Below are 18,720 nucleotides of genomic sequence, written 5' to 3'. Positions count from 1 at the left end.
TGGGTTTGGCTGTATTGGCCCTTAAACTACATTTGTCCATCTAAAAACTTTGAAGATATTCATGAAAAGACTGCTGCTATTGTCCTTAGGAATATTCTCGTTTTCACTTTGGTCTTGCGATTCTGGTTCCAATCTGAACGAGCAGGCATTTCTGGATAGCCTTAATACCGCTTCTAGTAATAGCTCTGTTATTTCCGATGATGTGCTGGAGAGTATACTTCAGCAAATACCTTCTCCTCTGGAGATTTCTGTTTTGCTAAAAGAATCTGGTACGAACTACAACAAAGAGTTTTTGAACGAAACAGACAAAATCTCTTCGTACAACAGTAACTTTAAAAAAGCTCTAAACTTAGGTGTGTACGGTACAGATCTAGGCTATACAAACATTTATGAGCAAAACCAAGATGCTATCTTTTATCTAAATGCTATCCGCGATTTATCGGACGGGCTAAGCATTGGACAGTTCTTTAATTTTGGAACTATTAAAAGATTAGCTACAAACAGCAGAAATCTGGACTCACTTTTGCTTATTACCACAAAAAACTTCAACAGTATAAACTCTTATTTGCAGCAGCAACAGCGATCTAATTTGAGTGTGTTGTTATTGACGGGTGGTTGGATAGAAGCCCTGCATATTATCTGCCAGGTTTCTCAAAAAAACCCTGATAACCAGGAACTGGTGGAAAGAATTGGAGAGCAGAAAATAATTCTAGAAAGTATCATGCTGTTACTATCTTTTTATAGTGACTCAGACCCTAATATAGGTGATCTCACAAAGCAGATGGCTACTCTTCAGTCTCAGTTTGAAAACATTCAGATTACTCAGACTTATGCTGAATCAACTCTGGAAGAAGTGAATGGGATAGTGACTATTACTAACAAAAGTACTAGCTCTATCAATATCACGGATGAGGACGTGAAGAAGATTGCGGCAACTACTGCTCAAATCAGAGATTATATTATTAATTAAAAACATTAATGAGTTACATGAAAACTTTAATATCCCTGTTTGGCATAGTTTCGTTGATACTCATGTTGAATTTAGATGTACAGGCACAGTGTGATCCGGCAAAACATACTGAAGCTTGTATTCCTCAACTAGCAGATGGCTTTAACTTTGTTAAAAGCTACGAAATTAATGGCGAAGGTGGTGCCAAAGACAAGATAGAGTATTCTTATGTGTTTGCTAAAGGTACTCAATACTTCATTAGTATTTGTGCAGAAGGCGAAGGTACTGATGGTATCATTCTAAATTTGTACGACTCTAATCGTAAGCAAGTAGGTACTAGTTATGCTAATGGTAACTTTAACAAAGGAATAATCTACCCCTGTAATGCTACTGGTATCTACTATATAACCTTTACATTTGAAGGTTCTCAAAATCACTGTGGAGGTGCAGTACTCGGTTTTAAACGCTAAACTTCCCCACAAAGATTTACTATATTAGCCTCTTTACAGAGGCTTTTTTTATGGACATACGACAAGATCAAGTAGCGTTTACTTTCCATGCCTCCGTATATAGTTTAGGGAATTCTGCATCTGACAAACTTTGGTTTGTATTTCATGGGTATGGACAGTTAGCTTCTTATTTTATAAAGAAATTTGAATTTCTTCATTCTGACTCCTTTATAATTGCTCCGCAGGCTTTATCATATTTCTATCTGAAAGGGACAGGCGGAAGGGTAGGAACTTCCTGGATGACTACTGCAAATCGAGCTGTTGCAATAGACAATTATATATCTTACTTAAATAGCATTTATCAAAGTATTGGTAAGGAAGATAAAAATGGTAGCAAAAAGATTAGTATGTTGGGGTTTTCTCAAGGCGTATCTACGCTAATAAGGTGGGTAGTAAAATCAGAAATACAATTTGATAAGCTAATTATGTGTGCTGGTTCTTTCCCCGAAGATATTGAGCTAGCAAAAGCAAGGCATATATTTGACGGTAAGGATTGCTATTATCTTTATGGAGATAAAGACCCTTATATTAAACCTGGAGATATAGAAAAATTAAGATTGTTGTATTTGAAATATGGCCTGAGTGTGAAGTTTATTCAGTTTGAAGGAAAGCATGAAGTTCCCATAAACTTGGTGCAAAAGTTATAAAAAAAACCGTTACTAAAGATAGCAACGGTTCATGAATGAGAATAGTAGCAGAATGTTATTCTTTATCTTCTGAACTTAGTTCAGCTTCACTTTTGTTTTCTTCTTCTGCTTCGTCCAGACCCAAGCCACTAATGGTCGTTCTGATTTTTCCTTCGATTTCACCCATAAGCTCAGGGTTATCCAGTAAGATATTTTTAACGGCATCTCTACCTTGACCTAGCTTTTCCGTGCCGTAGGAGAACCAGGATCCAGATTTTTTCACAATATCCATTTCTACTCCCAGGTCAAGAATTTCTCCTACTTTGGATATTCCTTCGCCATACATAATATCAAATTCTACGACTTTGAACGGAGGAGCAACTTTGTTCTTAACTACTTTCACTCTCGTACGGTTACCCATCACGTTATCCGCTCCTTCTTTAATCTGTCCTATTCTTCTGATATCTAAACGCACAGAAGCATAGAACTTGAGAGCATTACCACCAGTTGTAGTCTCAGGGTTTCCAAACATAACACCTATCTTCTCACGCAACTGGTTGATAAAGATACATGCACATTTGGTTTTGTTAATAGCCCCAGTAAGCTTACGTAAAGCTTGTGACATCAAACGAGCCTGTAAACCCATTTTACTATCACCCATGTCGCCTTCAAGTTCACCACGAGGTACAAGGGCAGCCACAGAGTCAATAACTATAATATCTATAGCTCCTGAACGGATAAGGTGTTCTGCAATTTCTAAAGCCTGCTCTCCATTATCTGGTTGAGATATTAATAAGTTTTCAGTATCAATACCTAACTTTTCAGCATAACTTTTGTCAAACGCATGCTCTGCATCTACAATAGCAGCTATACCTCCTTTCTTTTGAGCTTCGGCAATACAGTGCATGGCTAATGTAGTCTTACCAGAAGACTCAGGACCATATATTTCAACTACTCGGCCTCTGGGGATACCTCCGATACCCAAAGCTATATCCAAACCTAATGAACCTGTAGAAATGGAGGGCACATTAACTACGCGCTCATCGCTAAGCTTCATTACAGTACCTTTTCCGTAGGTCTTATCTAGTTTGTCTATAGTAAGCTGTAAAGCTTTTAGTTTTTCCGATTGATCACTCATATATTCTTTACTTTGTTATTAAATGAAGGTACTATATTTAGGATACTTTTCACAAGTTACTTTGTTAAAAGGCAACACAACAGAGGTGTATTTATAAACGCAAATATACTTATTTTAAGTATAAAAACAATACTCATGATAAGTATTTATAGATGTTTAGCTTGCTAAGCTTAAACCGTGATTTAAGTCACTCAATACAACAAAGATACGGAAGAGAAAATCACATTTAAATGATAAAAAAAATACTATGGGGACTCGCTATCATTCTGCTGGTATTGTTGGTATGGCAGCATAAATTAGTCATCTACGGATGGGGGCAGGCAAAAGGACAGATAAAAATTATCTGGGGAGCTCGACCAATAGAAGAAGTGATGAGTGACCCACAAGTAGCAGACTCATTAAAACAGAAAATAAAACTTACTCAAGAAATAAGAGAGTTTGCTATTGATTCGTTAGGTGTAAACGATTCAGATAGCTACCAGAGCGTGTACGATCAAAAAGGTAAACCAGTACTATGGGTAGTTACCGCATGTGAACCTTATTCGCTAAAGGACAAAAAATGGAGCTTTCCTATTTTAGGTAGCTTTTCGTATAAAGGTTTTTTTGACTACAAAAAGGCCCTGGCAGAAAAGGCTAAATGGGATGCTGAAGGTTACGATACAGGTATTCGTACTGTAAGTGCTTGGAGTACCTTAGGTATTTTGGATGATCCGATTATGTCAGGTTTGCTTTTTAGAAGTGAGGGAGAACTTGCCAATACCATAATTCATGAGCTGACCCACGCTACTATCTTTGTAAAAGATGATCTAAAGTTTAATGAAAACCTGGCATCATTTATAGGAGATAAAGGATCCGTGGCTTTTTTAAAACACAAATATGGCGAAAATGCCACACCCTACCAGGAGTATATCAACATACGACACGATAGAAAGCTATTTGTAGCTCAAATGCTAAAAGGAGTAAAACAGCTGGAAACTCTTTACGCTTCATTTACTCAAGCCACCTCCACTAAAGAAAAACAAGTACTAAAAGAAAAAGAGATACGTTCTATTCTATCCGAAGCTGAAGAGTTAGCATTTAAGGGAGAGCGATATCATCGCTATTCTAAAAGCTTACTCAAACGTGATTCTTTGCCCAATAATACATTTTTTAAAAGCTATGTAAGGTATCAGTCAGCTGTAGATTCTCTGGAAACTGCTTATAAAGAGAATTATAATGCTGATATTAAGCTATTTTTAAGTGAAATGAAAAAGAAATACGGCAAGTGATATCCAAAAGAGAAAGTTGGGCTTAACAGCTGTTTCTAAAATATTTAATCTGATGTTTTCGTCATATAAGTAAACAACATTTTTAAGAGAACGTATGGGGGCAAGTAAGATTGATACCTGCAAATTGTGCTTTTAATAAATGAAAGCGTTAAAGATCTATGAGCTTAAGTAGTTTTATCACACGAGATGGCGGGATATTTGTAAAACACTAAACATAACACATTACGTAAAGATGAATGGTGGCGTGTTTATTGATTATGTAAAGCTGATATGAAACGACTTATTTCATTAATACTGCCATATTTTATACTCATAATAACAACCTCATCAGGACAGGATCATTATCGGTATATAGAAAATGAAAGCTTTGGACCTGGTGAAGAGCTTAAGTTTAGAGTGCATTGGAAGTTTATCAATGCAGCAGAAGCTGTGATGAGAGTAAGCGATGGGCATTACAATGTAAATGGCAGACCTTGTTACAAGATAGATGTCTATGGTACTACTACTGGTTTGGTAGATGTGATGGTAAGAGTGCGGGATAATTGGGGCGCCTATGTAGATACGGCTTCAATACTCCCACAGAAAGCTTACCGGTATATAGAAGAAGGTAAGTATAGAAAAAACGAAATGATCAATTTTGATCATGCTAGTGACAAAGCTACAGTGCTTCGTCTTGACAAAAAGACCCGAAAGCTGAAAGAAAAAGAAACCTTTGAAGTACCTAACAATGTACTTGATATAGTAGGAGGGTACTATTTTTTACGCACCCTAGACTACGAAAAATATGATAAAGGGGATATAATTAAAGTAAGTGGCTTTTTTGATGATGAAATTTACAACCTAGAAGTGAAGTTCCTGGGTAGAGAAGAACTAAAAACCAAGCTAGGTACATTTAATACAGTCGTAATTGCTCCAATTATACCAGAAAACGATTTTTTTAACGGTAAAGAACCAGTAAAAGCATGGATTTCTGATGATCTAAACAAGGTGCCATTAAAAATTCAGGCAGAGTTAGGAGTTGGCGCACTGGAAATAGATATAAAAGAAATGAATAATCTACGAAATTAACCCTCACTTTTGCGATTCATTTCTCTTCTACGCATAGGCATAGCGTCTATAGTACCAAATAGCTGCTCAATACTAAGTAGCTTATTTTGTTTAATTTTTTGTGTTCCATCTTTTCCTATGAGTATTACAAAAAAAGTATCTGTGTTTACTTTATAGTAATTTAGTAAAGCCTGTTTATTTTCATTAGTGTAATTTGTGCTTTCAGATGTTTTAATGTCCTTTTCTGTAATATAAAATACAATAAGGTCTCTCTCCGTTAAATCAGCTTTATGTTTATTCAATTGTTTTAACTGCTGCTGATAGGTTGTATTATGAGTAGGAGAAAAAAGTAATAAAAGTCTGTTTTTCCACTCATATTTCTTTAGAATTGATGAGTCTTGAGCCATACTTACATGAAATGAACTTATAAAAAAGAGGAAAAGAACAAAAAATGAAGTTTTCATCATGCATTTTTTGATGAAGAACATGCAAAATGATGTCTTGTTTATTGCTTCTTTTTCAAAATCTGTTTAAATAGTTATTGTATTTAACTTTTTTTATAAAAAATTGGAAATAAAATATATTTTAACTACTTTGTTAAAGTAATTTCGTTTTAATACAAAACATTACACGCCTCAAAAATCTTACTTATTACATGTCTTACTTTTTAATAACATAAAGATGGTTATACTAGAAAATGTAACTACCCCCACCGATCAAACTAAACAGCAAAAGTATAAAATGCTGTTTCAGCAGATTAGAGACATTGTTTCCAAGGAAGAAGACCTTACAGCTAACCTGGGAAATATAGCAGCAGTAGTACATTATACCATGGAATTTGACTGGACAGGTTTTTATAAAGTGAAAAATGGTGAACTAGTATTAGGACCATTCCAAGGACCTGCTGCTGTATCGCGTATTGCCTTAGGCGAGGGTGTTTGTGGTACTGCTTACGCTAAAGAATGCACTATTGTAGTAGATGATGTAGAACAGTTTGTAGGGTATGTACCATGCTCTGAACTTGATAAATCAGAAATTTCACTACCTGCTTTCCATAAAGGAGAGGTAGCGCTGATCTTTAATATTAATAGTCATAAAATGAAAAATTTTGACGATACCGATCGCCGATATCTTGAGGAGCTAATGCACTTACTTGAAGAGATACTTTGATCAGTAGCTGTCAAACAGTGATATGAATACGAAGCCATCATTTTGATGGCTTTTTTTGTTGCTAAACCTCTGCCTACTACAAATAAAATGTGATTAGCCACAGAATTAGTTAAGTTTGCACAAACGCATTACATAATAAAATGGCTATGAAACTGTTATCAGGAAAAAACGCACTTGTTACCGGTGCTTCAAAAGGAATTGGTAAAGCGGTAGCACTCAAATACGCTCAACAGGGAGCTAATGTAGCTTTTACGTATCTTTCTAGTGTAGAGCAGGGAGAAGCTCTGGAGAAAGAGTTGAAAGCTTTAGGAGTAGATGCTAAAGGTTACCGTTCGGATGCTTCTGACTTTGCTGCTGCTGAGAAACTTATTAACGATGTAGTTGCTGATTTTGGCTCACTTGACATTTTGGTGAACAATGCTGGTATTACTCAGGATAACCTTCTGATGCGTATGAATGAAGAAATGTGGGATAAGGTAATAAATGTTAACCTGAAGTCTGTTTTTAATACCGTTAAGGCTGCTACCAGAACCTTTATGAAACAAAAAAGTGGTTCTATCATTAATATGACATCTGTAGTAGGTATTAAAGGAAATGCCGGACAGGCAAACTATGCCGCATCTAAATCTGGTATCATTGGGTTTACAAAATCTGTGGCCCTGGAACTTGGTTCAAGAAATATACGTGCCAATGCTATTGCTCCAGGTTTTATTGAAACAGAAATGACCGCCAAGCTTGACGAAAAAACTGTGCAGAGCTGGAGAGATGCAATTCCGCTAAAAAGAGGGGGCAGTCCGGAAGATGTAGCAGACTGTGCCGTATTTCTTGCTTCAGATATGTCTGCTTATATGACTGGGCAGGTACTTCAGGTAGATGGCGGAATGCTTACCTAATGGATAATATTTATGCAACAAGTACAACTACTGTTTGAAAACTCTCCCTGGCTTACTATTCCATGCCTACTGGTAGGTGCTATTTATGCAGCATTGCTTTATATAAAAAGCCAAGGCTTTAGACATCAGAGTTGGGGAAAACAAATTAATTATCTGCTGACAGGACTAAGGTTTCTGTTGGTGAGCCTGTTGTGCTTGTTGCTGATTGGTCCATTTATCAAACAAATAAAAAACACTCTTGAGAAGCCTACTATCGTAATGGCTATAGATAATTCTGCCTCTATAGCTTCAGTACAGGATAGTGCTTCAATACAGGCTCTCAAAGCCTCTCTAGATAATACGGCTCAACAACTAGAAGAAAATGGTTATCAGCTAGAGTACCGTTCATTTAGTGGAGCTGAGCGCCTGGATTCAGTAAGCTTCCATAATGAAAGCAGTGACTTAAGCCGTATGCTCGGTGATATTGCAACCGACTATGAGGGCAGAAACCTGGCATCTGTTGTACTTCTGTCAGATGGAATTTATAATGAGGGGGTGTCCCCCTCTTATCGTCCGTATAGCTATAGGCTCAATACCGTAGGTCTTGGAGATACCATTCCCAAGCAGGATATTAATATCCGAAACCTATTTTACAATAAAATAGCATATCAGGGCAACAAATTTCCTCTGGTAGCAGAACTCGCCAATACAGGTTTTGAAGGAGAAACTGTCAATATTACTGTTAAAAACAAAGGGAATGTAGTGGCCAGCGAAACACTAACCTTCTCTAATAACAGAGATGTTAATACTATAGAATTTTTACTGGAAGCCAATAGCGAGGGCATGCAACGCTACGAGGTAGAAGTGCAGTCTCTTGAAGGAGAATTTACGAATCAGAATAATACAAGTCAGGCATTTGTAGAAATTATAGAAGGGAAGGAAAACATCTTGTTACTGGCTTCATCACCTCATCCCGATATCAAAGCTATTCGCCTGGCTATTGAGAGCAATAAAAACTACGAGCTCCGCACGGCAATATTAAGTGTAGAAGATCTTAATGAGTCTCTGTTATCAGAAATAAAATATGATTTAGTAATCTTCCATCAACTACCTGCCAAAAACAGAGATAATGCTATAGTACGAAAATACATGGAAGAGGCATCCGCTCGCTGGTTTATTGTGGGTAGCCAGACAGATCTGTTTACACTTAGCCGGAACAACAATATTTTAAATGTTGCGAGTGTAAATAATGATACCGACGAGGTAAGTGCGGTTTATAATAACAGCTTCAATGGGTTTCAGCTGGATGTTGAAAGCCAGGCTATTATTGAAGAGTATCTTCCACTAACCGTCCCCTTTGGGAGAATTGAGCTAAAAAACAATCCAGAGGTTATACTATACCAGAAAGTAGGCACAGTTGAAACCAGTAAACCCCTTTTAGTTAGTGGAGAAATTGAAGGAAAGAAAACATCAGTTATGCTAGCTGAAGGGTTGTGGCAGTGGAGGTTGCAGGAGTATGCAAAAAATGATAATACTCAGGCCTTTGATGGCTTTATTAGTAAGCTCACTCAGTTTCTCTCTGCAAAAGAAGATAAGAGGCGCTTTAGGGTTTATCCTGAAAAAGATGAATTTGTAGACACCGAGGCAGTAGTATTCCAGACAGAAATCTACAATGAAATTTATGAAGAGGTTTATGGCTATAACATTTCACTTAGCATAAAGGATGAAACTGAAGAAGAGCGTAAGTACAGCTATCAAACGAATGAAAGTAATACCCAATATAGGGTAAGTAATCTGCCTGAAGGGGTGTATCAATATACTGCTACTGCTGAAATTAATGGAGAACAAATGCAAAGTTCAGGAGAGTTTACAGTACGTAGTTTGCAGATAGAAAACCTTAACCTAACAGCCAACCATCAACTGCTGCGAGAACTATCCTCAAATACTGGTGGGAAGTTTTTTACACAAAACAATTTAGGTCAGCTAGCCGCACAGTTGCAAACCCAAGAGGCAAGGGGAAAAATTTATACCAGCCAAGCATTCCTCCCCATCATTAATCTTAAATGGTTATTTTTTGTATTGCTAATTCTGGTAAGTCTGGAGTGGGGGCTAAGGAAGTATATGGGGAGCTACTAAAAAAAGCCACCCATAGGGGGTGGCTCATTACTTTACTGCACGCTCTTTCTGTATCTCTTATTCCGTATATTGATAATCCATATCGTTGTGAACGTAATTAGGATAAATAGTAAAGAATTTATCCGACACCTTATCGAAGATAGCTTGCCTTAGCTTATCAATATTGAGTTTGTCCACTGCGGAGATAAAGATGGCATCCTTTTCTCCTCTACCCATATAGGTAGCCTCCAACTGCTCTAAAGTCAATGGAGGATGATAATCCGTTTCTGAGTCATCAACATAGATCAGCTCTTCCTCATCTTCTGCTTGTGGTAAGTCTTCTTCTTTCATCAACTTGTCTACCTTATTAAACACTAGTAAGGTAGGTTTGTCACTCACCCCAATTTCAGCGAGCGTATTGTTAACTACATTTATCTGTTCTTCAAAAGAAGGGTGTGAGGCATCAACTACATGAAGCAATACATCGGCTTCTCGGATCTCGTCTAGCGTAGACTTAAAACACTCTATTAAAGCGTGAGGGAGTTTTCTTATAAATCCTACAGTATCAGTAAGCAAGAAAGGTATTCTGTTAATAACCACCTTACGAACTGTGGAGTCTACTGTAGCAAAAAGTTTATTTTCAGCAAACACATCAGACTTAGAAAGCAAACGCATTAAAGTAGACTTACCTACGTTGGTATATCCTACCAAAGCTACACGAACTACCTGCTGTCGCGACTTTCTACGGGTAGCATTTTGCTTATCTATTTTTTCAAGCTTTTTATTAAAGAGCGCAATCTTGTCACGTACTATACGACGGTCAGTTTCCAACTCTTTCTCACCGGGTCCTCTCATACCAATTCCCCCTTTTTGTTTAGAAAGGTGAGTCCACATTTTGGTTAAGCGAGGTAAAATATATTGGTACTGGGCTAACTCTACTTGAGTTTTAGCCTGTGCGGTTTTAGCCCGGATAGAGAAGATATTGAGTATTAATAAACTTCTGTCCAGAATTTTACATTTAAGTTTGTTTTCAAGGTTACGGACTTGTGAGGGAGAAAGGTCATCATCAAAAATGACCATATCAATCTCATTAGCCTGTACATAAGCTTTAATCTCTTCAAGCTTTCCCTTTCCTACAAAAAAGGTAACATCAGGCTTATCTAGCTTTTGGGTAAACTTCTTTTTAGTAATGGCGCCAGAGGTCTCAGCCAGAAATGCTAACTCGTCAAGATACTCTTCAACTTTGTAGTCAGGCTGTGCCTGATTCACTATTGCCACCAATACAGCGGTCTCTTTTCTCTTGGCAGTTGAAAAAGGTTCTATCATTCAGTGATATTTAATAAATAAAGTATGTATATATTAAAAAATATTACAAATAATAAAGTTCAAAAACTACAGTTAATCCTAAAAAAACTATTAACAATTACTATTGTCTTAGTATTCTCAAGTTGTCTTCTCTGATAAATGCGATTTCTCCATTCCACTCTACTTTAGTCCAAATGTCTTCCTGACCAGCAATTTTAACTCTATGCCCCTTATTACTCACGTTTAAAACGTCTGCTCCCGCAGAGGGACCTGACATAATGAAGGTATTATTCTCTGTAATAATTGCATGATCGTTAGTAAGCGGAAAGTTAACTAAATAGAACAGCAAAGATAAAATTAGCACATAAGCAACCCCTAAACCGTAGGGCTTTTCTAACTGATTCTTTCTAAAAAAGAGAAAATAGCTCAGCCCCACTAAAGCAATAAACAGTAGCGAATAGATAAATACATACTGATTTTTTTTGAAAAAACTTTGAATAAGCTCTGTATCAGTAAATTCATAACCCCGCAGATTATGTTCTGCAGAAAGTTTAGAGATTTTCTCTACTACAGTATCATCCGAAGTCAATAAATAATATTCACTAAGAAAATATAGAGCCTGGCTATACTCCCCTAAGCCCTCTTGAATAAAGGCCATTCTAAGAAGCATAGCAGGAGAAGCCTTTTTTTCATTCTTATAAATGTGCTCATAAATTTTATACGACTCCGTGTATTGCTTGTTTGCAAACAAAGAATCGGCACTTTTCAAGCTGTTTTGAGCTTTTTGCGCATAGTTTTCTTTAGCTCCTACTAGTAGCGCTAAACTAAAAAATGTAAAAACTATGATTTTTTTTCTGTACTGCTGTTGGATTTTCATTTTATGACTCTTACCTTTGCAACGCAATTACGGGGAAACGCCCCAAAAAATCAAAAAAAAGAATCCGTAGCTCAGCTGGTAGAGCAACGCCCTTTTAAGGCGTGGGTCCTGGGTTCGAGCCCCAGCGGGTTCACTAAAGCCTTGTCAGTGTTTCTGGCAAGGCTTTTTTATTGATTAGTAGAAAAATAAGAAAATATCTATTTTACCTAAAAGCACTAAAAAATATTTTTTCACTATCAGCCTTCTTTAATCTGTTTCATCAATACACTTTTCTTTACCATTTAACTCCAAAAATGCTCCGATAGCATGTAATATCTAGAGAGCATTCAGAATAGAAAGTCATCCCCACTCTTCTAAATCTACCTGATAAAACTCATTTTTTGCGCTGTATTAAACTGTATTTGTATAGGTAAGTATACGTGAAGTAAGATGGCTAGAGAAAGCGTAAAATTATCCTTACTTATAAGCTAAATGTGTGTTTAACGATAGTTATGACTACTATCAATAGTATTATTTATGATAATTATGTAATTATATAAATTTGCTTAGGTATAGTTATCTATAAAATTTAGCATTATACATATATACTTACACATTTTCCTTGCTCTAAAACCTGCACCAATACCCCATAAATTGTCTATAACATGAATTGGTACTAGCATTGACCATGTCGGTATGATAACGCGAGTGTACCATGAAGTATGTTTTATCAGTTATATTAACATTTGTATTTGCATCTGCCTGGGCGCAGAACGCATGTAATAACCGTTCTACTTTCAATTGGGATGATCATCCAGGTGATCCCAGAAACCAGACATACGCTGATGAAGGGGTAGATTTTACATTTACGCTTAGTGACCCTAACAACAGAGTTGATGGAGCAGATTTTGAAGTAGATGGAACGTATCAGTTTATCTATGGAGTAAACTCACTAAGGTGGGAGCAAAACCTGGCCAATAATACAGAGTCCTCAACTATTACGGTGGACTTCAATAATATTGCGCTTAATGACTTTTGCTTTTATGTACTAGGTATCAATAACAATGATGTCATTACAGTTAGTGGATCTTTTAATTCTAATAACGTAACTTTTTCTACTACAGAAGTTGTAAATGAAGCATTTCGTTACTGCTTTAACGGACCAGTAGATGAGATTTCTGTAACTTTTAGCAGTAATGCCGGAGGCAATCCACCAAATCAGATTGTAGGACTTTGGAACTTTGAATGGTGCGATATAGACTTTGATGATGATGGTATCAGAGATGCAATTGACCTGGATAGTGACAATGATGGTCTTTTAGATACTCAGGAAGATAACAACGCAGCCGGAGACTCAGATAATGATGGTATACCTGATTACAGTGACCCTAGCTTTCCTGGCTATACTGATGCTGATGCCAACAACGTAAACGACAATATTGATATGGATGGCGATGGGTACCCCAACTCATTAGACATTGACTCTGATGGTGATGGTATACCTGATAATATTGAAGGCCCTACCACGGCCGCTTACATAGCTCCTACTGGTAATGATACTGACAATGATGGTCTGGATGATGCTTACGACTCTGATAATGGTGGCAGCACGGTTGCTCTGGTAGATACAGATGGAGATGGTACGAATGATTATCTAGATCAGGACTCTGATGGTGATGGCGTTTCTGATCTGATAGAAGGTAATGACATAGACTTTAACGGCTTGGCAGATCTTACTCCTGACACGGGTGGTAACCGAAACCCCTCTGGTACAGATGCTGATGGAGATGGTTTAGATGATAGTTTTGATGTGATCATAGGTAGAAACTTGACGGATAATCCAACTGTACTGGGTCGTAATACTATTCCTGAAAGTCTGTTGGATGCTAATTCTGAATACAATTTTAGAGATACAGATGATGATGGGGATGGAGTACTTACCAGTGCTGAACTCACCGATACAAACGGTGATGGTATTCCTGAATACATACAGGCATGTGGTGATGGCTCTATCCTGGATTTTGACGACTATACTGTAGGGTCAACTCCTGGTCCATTTAACATAGATGGTGTAACAATCACTTTTGAATTCTCAGATGCCTCTGGTAATGTATTGAGCTATACGGTAGATAGAGATGAACTGGATGCTGCTAATAATATCTATAGTGAAAACTATGTAAGGGTTTTACAGAACTTGGACAATGCCTCTCAATACAGCTTATTAAAAGTTAAGTTTAACCGACCGCTTAAGGGTTTTAGGTTCAACTTATTAGATATTGATAAAGCCTCTCCCCAATTTACAGATTACCTTTCAGTCAATGTGTATTCAGATGCCGATGTCATAGTACTAGATGGAAATAACATTCTGCCGGGGAGGTATAACCGTCTAAATGATAACAACTTTATTGAGGGCTTAAACAATACTAATGACGAGGATTATTTCGGTAATGTACATATTGCCATTGGTCAAACTGTAGATTCCCTTGTAATCCGATACGCTAACCTGGATGCAGGTCTAAATGGTGGAAACAACAATCAGGCAGTAGGTCTCGGTGACTTTACATGGTGTGGTATTGATAGTGATTTTGATGAGGTGCTAGATTTTGTTGATAATGATGACAATAACAATGGTATTCTGGACATCATAGAAGCTGGTGGAACAGAAGGAGTAGACCCAGATCCTTCTGGAGATGCGGATGGCGACAAAATTCCTAACTATCAGGATCCTGACTTTGCCGGCTTTACAGACGTAAACGCAGATGGCATAGATGATAACTATGATTATGATCTGGATGGAATCCCTGATCACCTGGATAAAGATACTGATAACGATGGCTTACCAGATGCGGTAGAAGCTAATGGAGGCACTCTGCCAGAAAATATGGATACCGATGGTAGTTATTCCGCTGCCTATGTAGCAACGACTACTGATGCTGATGGAGATGGTATTATCGCAGAACTGGATCCTGATGAAGGAGGTACAGCACTACCCGTTAACAATTCTGACAATGATGCAGTCAATGATTTTAGAGACCTGGATTCAGATAACGATGGTATTGCTGACCTGGTAGAGGCTGGTGGAACAGATACAAATGGAGACGGACAGGTAGATGACTTTGTAGATGTAGATACTGATGGTATGGCGGATCAGTATGATCCTGATAGCTTTGCCGAAGGGCTGTTAGAAGGCTCACTAACCAAGAAAGCTAAAGATACCGATAGAGACGGGTATCCTAACTATCGAGATGCCGATTCCGATGCCGATGGGATTACGGATAATGTAGAAGCACAAACCACAGCAGGATATGTAGCTGCAGGTAGTACGGATACTGATGGTGACGGTTGGCTTGATGAATATGACTCTGATAATGGAGGTACGCCAATCAGTCTGGTAGACAATGATGGTGATGGTACTCAGGACTATATCGATACAGACTCTGATGGTGATGGGGTGCTAGACAGAATTGAAGCAAGAGATGCGAACAGAGATGGTCGGAGAGATATCAATCCGGCTAATAATGATACTGATCAGGATGGTCTAGATGATAATTATGATCCTGACAATGGAGGAACTTTGGCTCCGCTTTTATCATCAGATACTGACCTTATCCCTGACTATCGTGATATTGACGATGACAACGATGGCATCTTAACTCAAGATGAAGACAGCAATGCCAATGGCCGCCTGAACGACGACTTTGCTCAGGGGGGAGGTTCAGTACCAGATTATCTCTACAATACGGATGACCCTGACAGTGATAATATAGTCAATGATATTGATCAGGATGACAACAATGATGGGATACCGGATATAGAGCAGGGCTATGGCGTAAATCCTGGTGCGGATGCTGATAATGATGGTACACCTAATTATCTGGATACCGATTTTGTACATCCAACCTATGGTGCATTTGTAGATGCAAATGGTGATGGTGTAAACGATACTTTTGATACCGACCGAGATGGAGTACCTAACCATTTTGATCTGGACTCTGATGGTGATGGTATTCCAAATGCCGTAGAAGCAAATGATGGAATTTTACCACCAAATATGACTGAAAATGGTCAGTACGATTATGCTTATGTACGTGCTAATGATCATGATGGAGACGGACTTGTAAATGACCTTGATCCAGATTTTGGAGGGACACCTTTAAGCAATTCTGATTTTGATGGCGATGGCCTCCCTGATGCACTTGATCAGGATGCTGATGGCGATGGCATTCCTGATGCTATCGAAGCACAGGCTACAGACACGAACAACAATGGAGTCAATGACACATACCTGGACTCTGATGGTGACGGTAATGCTGACTATAGAGATAGTGATGCTGATAATGATGGTATTACTGATGCTATAGAAGGAAGAGCTAGCGGAGTAACAGCAAGTGGTAATGATACAGATCTGGATGGTCTGGATGATGCTTTTGATCCAGATAACGGTGGCGCGGAGTTGACCGGCTATGACCATGATAATGATGGTACACCAGATTATCTTGATAGTGATTCAGATAATGATGGTATAGCTGATATTATAGAAGGCAACGATGCAGACGGGAATGGTGTAGCAGATGCTAATCTAAGCAATGTGGATAGTGATGGCGATGGAATTGATAATAACTTCGAAGGAGGAGTAGCGCTTCAAAACACGGATAGCAATGGAGAGCCTGATTTTCGCGATGTAGACGATGATGGCGATGGTATTCCTACTGCAGATGAGTCCTTAGACCAAAGTCCGGCTAATGGTACTCCCGATTATTTGGAAGCAAGTTCCGAGCTATGTGGTCCTGGTTTTACAGCAATAGACAGGTATGGAGATGCTGTGGCTGCAAACAATGGAGGTACACGCTCCAATGCTGCAGTAGGCGCTCCAAATTATAACCCGGCTACTGACAACTTTACTGCTATGGCTTATACCAATGGAGCTAACCAGTATATAATATTAGACTTAGGCGAGAATGTACCGGAAGGTAGAGTTATTGAAATGTATGTTTCATCTAACCAGGCGGGTTCTGCCTGGAGAGTACAAAGCTCACTTACTGGTGCTGGTTTCGGAAATACAGTTGATTATACAGGCCTGGTACAACGAACAAACATAGAAGTTAGAACTTACACTGTACCTGCCGGTGGTATAAGATATATCGCTTTTATATGGAATGCAGGACTGCCCTATATAGATGGAGTTGTGTTTGAAAGTTGCATCTTAGATACTGATAATGATGAGATTGCTGACATCAACGATAACGATAGTGACAACGATGGTTTATCAGATGCGCAGGAAGGAAATGGCATAGACCCTACCGCAGATGCCGATGGTGATGGTATTGCTAACTATTTAGATAGCTCTTTTGCTGGGTTTGAAGACCTGAACGGAGATGGCGTTAATGACAATTTTGATTTTGACCTGGATGGTATAGCTAACCATCTTGATCTTGATTCTGATAATGATGGTATACCCGATGCAGTGGAGGCTAATAATGGATCGCTACCTGCTAATATGACGAATGAGGGTACTTATCTGATATCTTATGTACTGGCTAATGATACTGATGGCGATGGTTATGCAAATGATGTAGATGCTTCCAACGGGGGAACTGCTCTTGCAAACCCTGATACCGATGGGGATGGCTTGAACGACTTTACCGATCGTGACTCTGATAATGATGGAATTACAGATACTGTCGAAGCCGGAGGTACTGATAATAACCGTGATGGTATAATTGATAATTTTGCCGATACCGATGGTGATGGTTTAGCAGATCTAGTAGATACCGACAATGGAGGGACTCAGCTAACGATTATCAATACTGATGGTACGGATAACCCTGATTATATAGATACGGACTCTGATAATGACAGTGGAGGAGGATCTCCGGGTTTGCCGGACCTTTATGAAGCACATGACAGTGACTTTGATGGTACACCTTCCTGGGATGATAATGGCAACCTACTGTTGGATCCTAATGAAGGAAATGTGGACCTTGATGGCGATGGTATATTGGATGCGTTTGATCCTAGCGAAGGTGGTATCGGTGCTTCTCTACCAGATGTTGATAAGGATGGGGTGTATAATTACAGAGATGACGATGATGATGACGATGGTATTCCTACGTCTGCTGAAGATGCGAACGGAGATGGTAACTTCTTTAACGATTTCTCAGAAGGTCAGGATACCAGCTATGGTGGAAGGTACAGCTTCGTCCCAGACTATTTGTATAATCCACTGTCTCCTCTCCCAGTAGATTTAGTAAGCTTTGAAGCCTACTGGGACTCCAAAGTTGTAATGTTAGAATGGGAGACTGCCTCTGAGAAAAACAACGATTACTTTGAAGTTGAGCGCTCTGACAATGGCTATCAATATACTGCTGTAGGAAAGGTAAAAGGAAAAGGTACCACCGATGAGCTAAGTACTTATAGTTATGCAGATGAAGTAAGCAGCAATGGTGAATATTTCTACCGCCTGAAGCAGGTAGACTTTGACGGAGCTATTAGCTACTCACTAATTCGTTACGTAAAAGTAGAGCTATCTACTACTACCAAAGTAGATGTATATCCAAACCCCACTACAGACTATTGCAATGTAGTGGTAGAAGGAGTCGGTGGCGATATCTCATATACCATTCTGGATCTGAGTGGAAGGTCACTTCAAAGAGGTAGCTTCCAGAAAGCTGTCAAATTAGATCTACAGAGGATGAATACCGGAAGCTATATTATCCAGCTCTACAATGTAAACTTCCAGAAGGCTATTCAGATTGTGAAGAAGTAATATTTCAGCAATCAACTTGAGGAGGAGCTGTACCATGAGGTGCTGCTCCTTTTTTTATGGAAGGTATTATTATCCCTGTAGTTAGAAGAAGTACAAATA

At 38.5% G+C, this 18,720-nt stretch carries 13 protein-coding genes and 1 tRNA gene; 10 read left to right on the top strand and 4 right to left on the bottom strand.

The features are described 5' to 3' along the window. Positions 1-61: 61 nt before the first annotated feature. The 3 genes from PZB74_RS04385 to PZB74_RS04375 are packed head-to-tail and all read left to right on the top strand — an operon-like array spanning position 62 to position 2,105. On the top strand, positions 62-970 hold the full coding sequence (locus PZB74_RS04385; protein ID WP_302241101.1) for a hypothetical protein: 909 nt from the start codon (positions 62-64) through the stop codon (positions 968-970). 17 nt (positions 971-987) lie between these two features. After that, entirely contained in the window at positions 988-1,419 is a 432-nt protein-coding gene (locus PZB74_RS04380; protein WP_302241099.1) for a hypothetical protein, read from the top strand. Between the two features lie 50 nt (positions 1,420-1,469). Beyond that, a complete protein-coding gene (locus tag PZB74_RS04375; RefSeq protein ID WP_302241098.1) occupies positions 1,470-2,105 on the top strand; it encodes an alpha/beta hydrolase in 636 nt (211 codons plus the stop codon). 55 nt (positions 2,106-2,160) lie between these two features. Here the strand turns inward: PZB74_RS04375 and recA are convergent, their stop codons facing one another. Continuing rightward, the gene (gene recA / locus PZB74_RS04370) at positions 2,161-3,222 is read right to left on the bottom strand and encodes a recombinase RecA (RefSeq protein ID WP_302241097.1); all 1,062 of its coding nucleotides are present in this window, start codon (positions 3,220-3,222) and stop codon (positions 2,161-2,163) included. Positions 3,223-3,452: 230 nt separating this feature from the next. On the opposite strand from recA, the gene PZB74_RS04365 reads away from it, so the two are divergent. Continuing rightward, positions 3,453-4,490 carry an aminopeptidase gene (locus PZB74_RS04365; RefSeq protein WP_302241095.1) on the top strand — a complete coding sequence of 346 codons (1,038 nt, stop codon included), beginning with the start codon at positions 3,453-3,455 and terminating at the stop codon, positions 4,488-4,490. Between the two features lie 270 nt (positions 4,491-4,760). Then, positions 4,761-5,558, top strand: coding sequence for a DUF3108 domain-containing protein (locus tag PZB74_RS04360; protein WP_302241093.1), 798 nt, complete (start codon positions 4,761-4,763; stop codon positions 5,556-5,558). Here the strand turns inward: PZB74_RS04360 and PZB74_RS04355 are convergent. Then, entirely contained in the window at positions 5,555-6,004 is a 450-nt protein-coding gene (locus tag PZB74_RS04355) for a DUF4174 domain-containing protein (protein WP_302241092.1), read from the bottom strand. The two genes, PZB74_RS04360 and PZB74_RS04355, sit on opposite strands and share 4 nt — an antisense overlap. Positions 6,005-6,218: 214 nt before the next feature. Between PZB74_RS04355 and PZB74_RS04350 the strand changes: the two genes are divergently transcribed. The 3 genes from PZB74_RS04350 (at position 6,219) to PZB74_RS04340 (ending at position 9,715) form a co-directional block, all read left to right on the top strand. Further along, positions 6,219-6,707, top strand: a complete 489-nt coding sequence (locus tag PZB74_RS04350; RefSeq protein WP_302241090.1) for a GAF domain-containing protein — start codon at positions 6,219-6,221, stop codon at positions 6,705-6,707. Positions 6,708-6,853: 146 nt separating this feature from the next. Continuing rightward, positions 6,854-7,600 (top strand): 3-oxoacyl-[acyl-carrier-protein] reductase, encoded by a 747-nt coding sequence (gene fabG / locus PZB74_RS04345; RefSeq protein ID WP_302241087.1) that lies wholly within the window; start codon positions 6,854-6,856, stop codon positions 7,598-7,600. A gap of 12 nt (positions 7,601-7,612) precedes the next feature. Then, positions 7,613-9,715, top strand: coding sequence for a VWA domain-containing protein (locus tag PZB74_RS04340; RefSeq protein WP_302241086.1), 2,103 nt, complete (start codon positions 7,613-7,615; stop codon positions 9,713-9,715). A gap of 57 nt (positions 9,716-9,772) precedes the next feature. On the opposite strand, the gene hflX is transcribed toward PZB74_RS04340, so the two are convergent. Together hflX and PZB74_RS04330 are read right to left on the bottom strand one after the other, a co-directional pair. Further along, positions 9,773-11,020, bottom strand: coding sequence for a GTPase HflX (gene hflX, locus PZB74_RS04335; protein ID WP_302241084.1), 1,248 nt, complete (start codon positions 11,018-11,020; stop codon positions 9,773-9,775). A 100-nt stretch (positions 11,021-11,120) separates the two neighbouring features. Then, entirely contained in the window at positions 11,121-11,876 is a 756-nt protein-coding gene (locus tag PZB74_RS04330; protein ID WP_302241083.1) for an SH3 domain-containing protein, read from the bottom strand. A gap of 60 nt (positions 11,877-11,936) precedes the next feature. Here PZB74_RS04330 and PZB74_RS04325 point away from each other — a divergent pair. After that, a tRNA-Lys gene (locus tag PZB74_RS04325) sits at positions 11,937-12,009 on the top strand. Between the two features lie 561 nt (positions 12,010-12,570). Continuing rightward, complete coding sequence (locus tag PZB74_RS04320; protein WP_302241081.1) at positions 12,571-18,621, top strand: T9SS type A sorting domain-containing protein; 6,051 nt, start codon at positions 12,571-12,573, stop codon at positions 18,619-18,621. The last annotated feature ends 99 nt before the right edge of the window (positions 18,622-18,720 follow it).

This window comes from Porifericola rhodea (assembly GCF_030506305.1).
Classification (GTDB): domain Bacteria; phylum Bacteroidota; class Bacteroidia; order Cytophagales; family Cyclobacteriaceae; genus Catalinimonas; species Catalinimonas rhodea.
This window is presented reverse-complemented; position numbering and strand designations above follow the sequence as displayed.

Excerpts from the sequence above, each read along its gene's own strand:
- recA (WP_302241097.1), bottom strand. The coding sequence starts at position 3,222 with ATGAGTGATCAATCGGAAAAACTAAAAGCTTTACAGCTTACTATAGAC.
- hflX (WP_302241084.1), bottom strand. The coding sequence starts at position 11,020 with ATGATAGAACCTTTTTCAACTGCCAAGAGAAAAGAGACCGCTGTATTG.
- PZB74_RS04355 (WP_302241092.1), bottom strand. The coding sequence starts at position 6,004 with ATGATGAAAACTTCATTTTTTGTTCTTTTCCTCTTTTTTATAAGTTCA.
- PZB74_RS04340 (WP_302241086.1), top strand. The coding sequence starts at position 7,613 with ATGCAACAAGTACAACTACTGTTTGAAAACTCTCCCTGGCTTACTATT.
- PZB74_RS04320 (WP_302241081.1), top strand. The coding sequence starts at position 12,571 with ATGAAGTATGTTTTATCAGTTATATTAACATTTGTATTTGCATCTGCC.
- PZB74_RS04360 (WP_302241093.1), top strand. The coding sequence starts at position 4,761 with ATGAAACGACTTATTTCATTAATACTGCCATATTTTATACTCATAATA.
- PZB74_RS04385 (WP_302241101.1), top strand. The coding sequence starts at position 62 with ATGAAAAGACTGCTGCTATTGTCCTTAGGAATATTCTCGTTTTCACTT.
- PZB74_RS04365 (WP_302241095.1), top strand. The coding sequence starts at position 3,453 with ATGATAAAAAAAATACTATGGGGACTCGCTATCATTCTGCTGGTATTG.
- PZB74_RS04350 (WP_302241090.1), top strand. The coding sequence starts at position 6,219 with ATGGTTATACTAGAAAATGTAACTACCCCCACCGATCAAACTAAACAG.
- PZB74_RS04330 (WP_302241083.1), bottom strand. The coding sequence starts at position 11,876 with ATGAAAATCCAACAGCAGTACAGAAAAAAAATCATAGTTTTTACATTT.
- PZB74_RS04375 (WP_302241098.1), top strand. The coding sequence starts at position 1,470 with ATGGACATACGACAAGATCAAGTAGCGTTTACTTTCCATGCCTCCGTA.
- fabG (WP_302241087.1), top strand. The coding sequence starts at position 6,854 with ATGAAACTGTTATCAGGAAAAAACGCACTTGTTACCGGTGCTTCAAAA.
- PZB74_RS04380 (WP_302241099.1), top strand. The coding sequence starts at position 988 with ATGAAAACTTTAATATCCCTGTTTGGCATAGTTTCGTTGATACTCATG.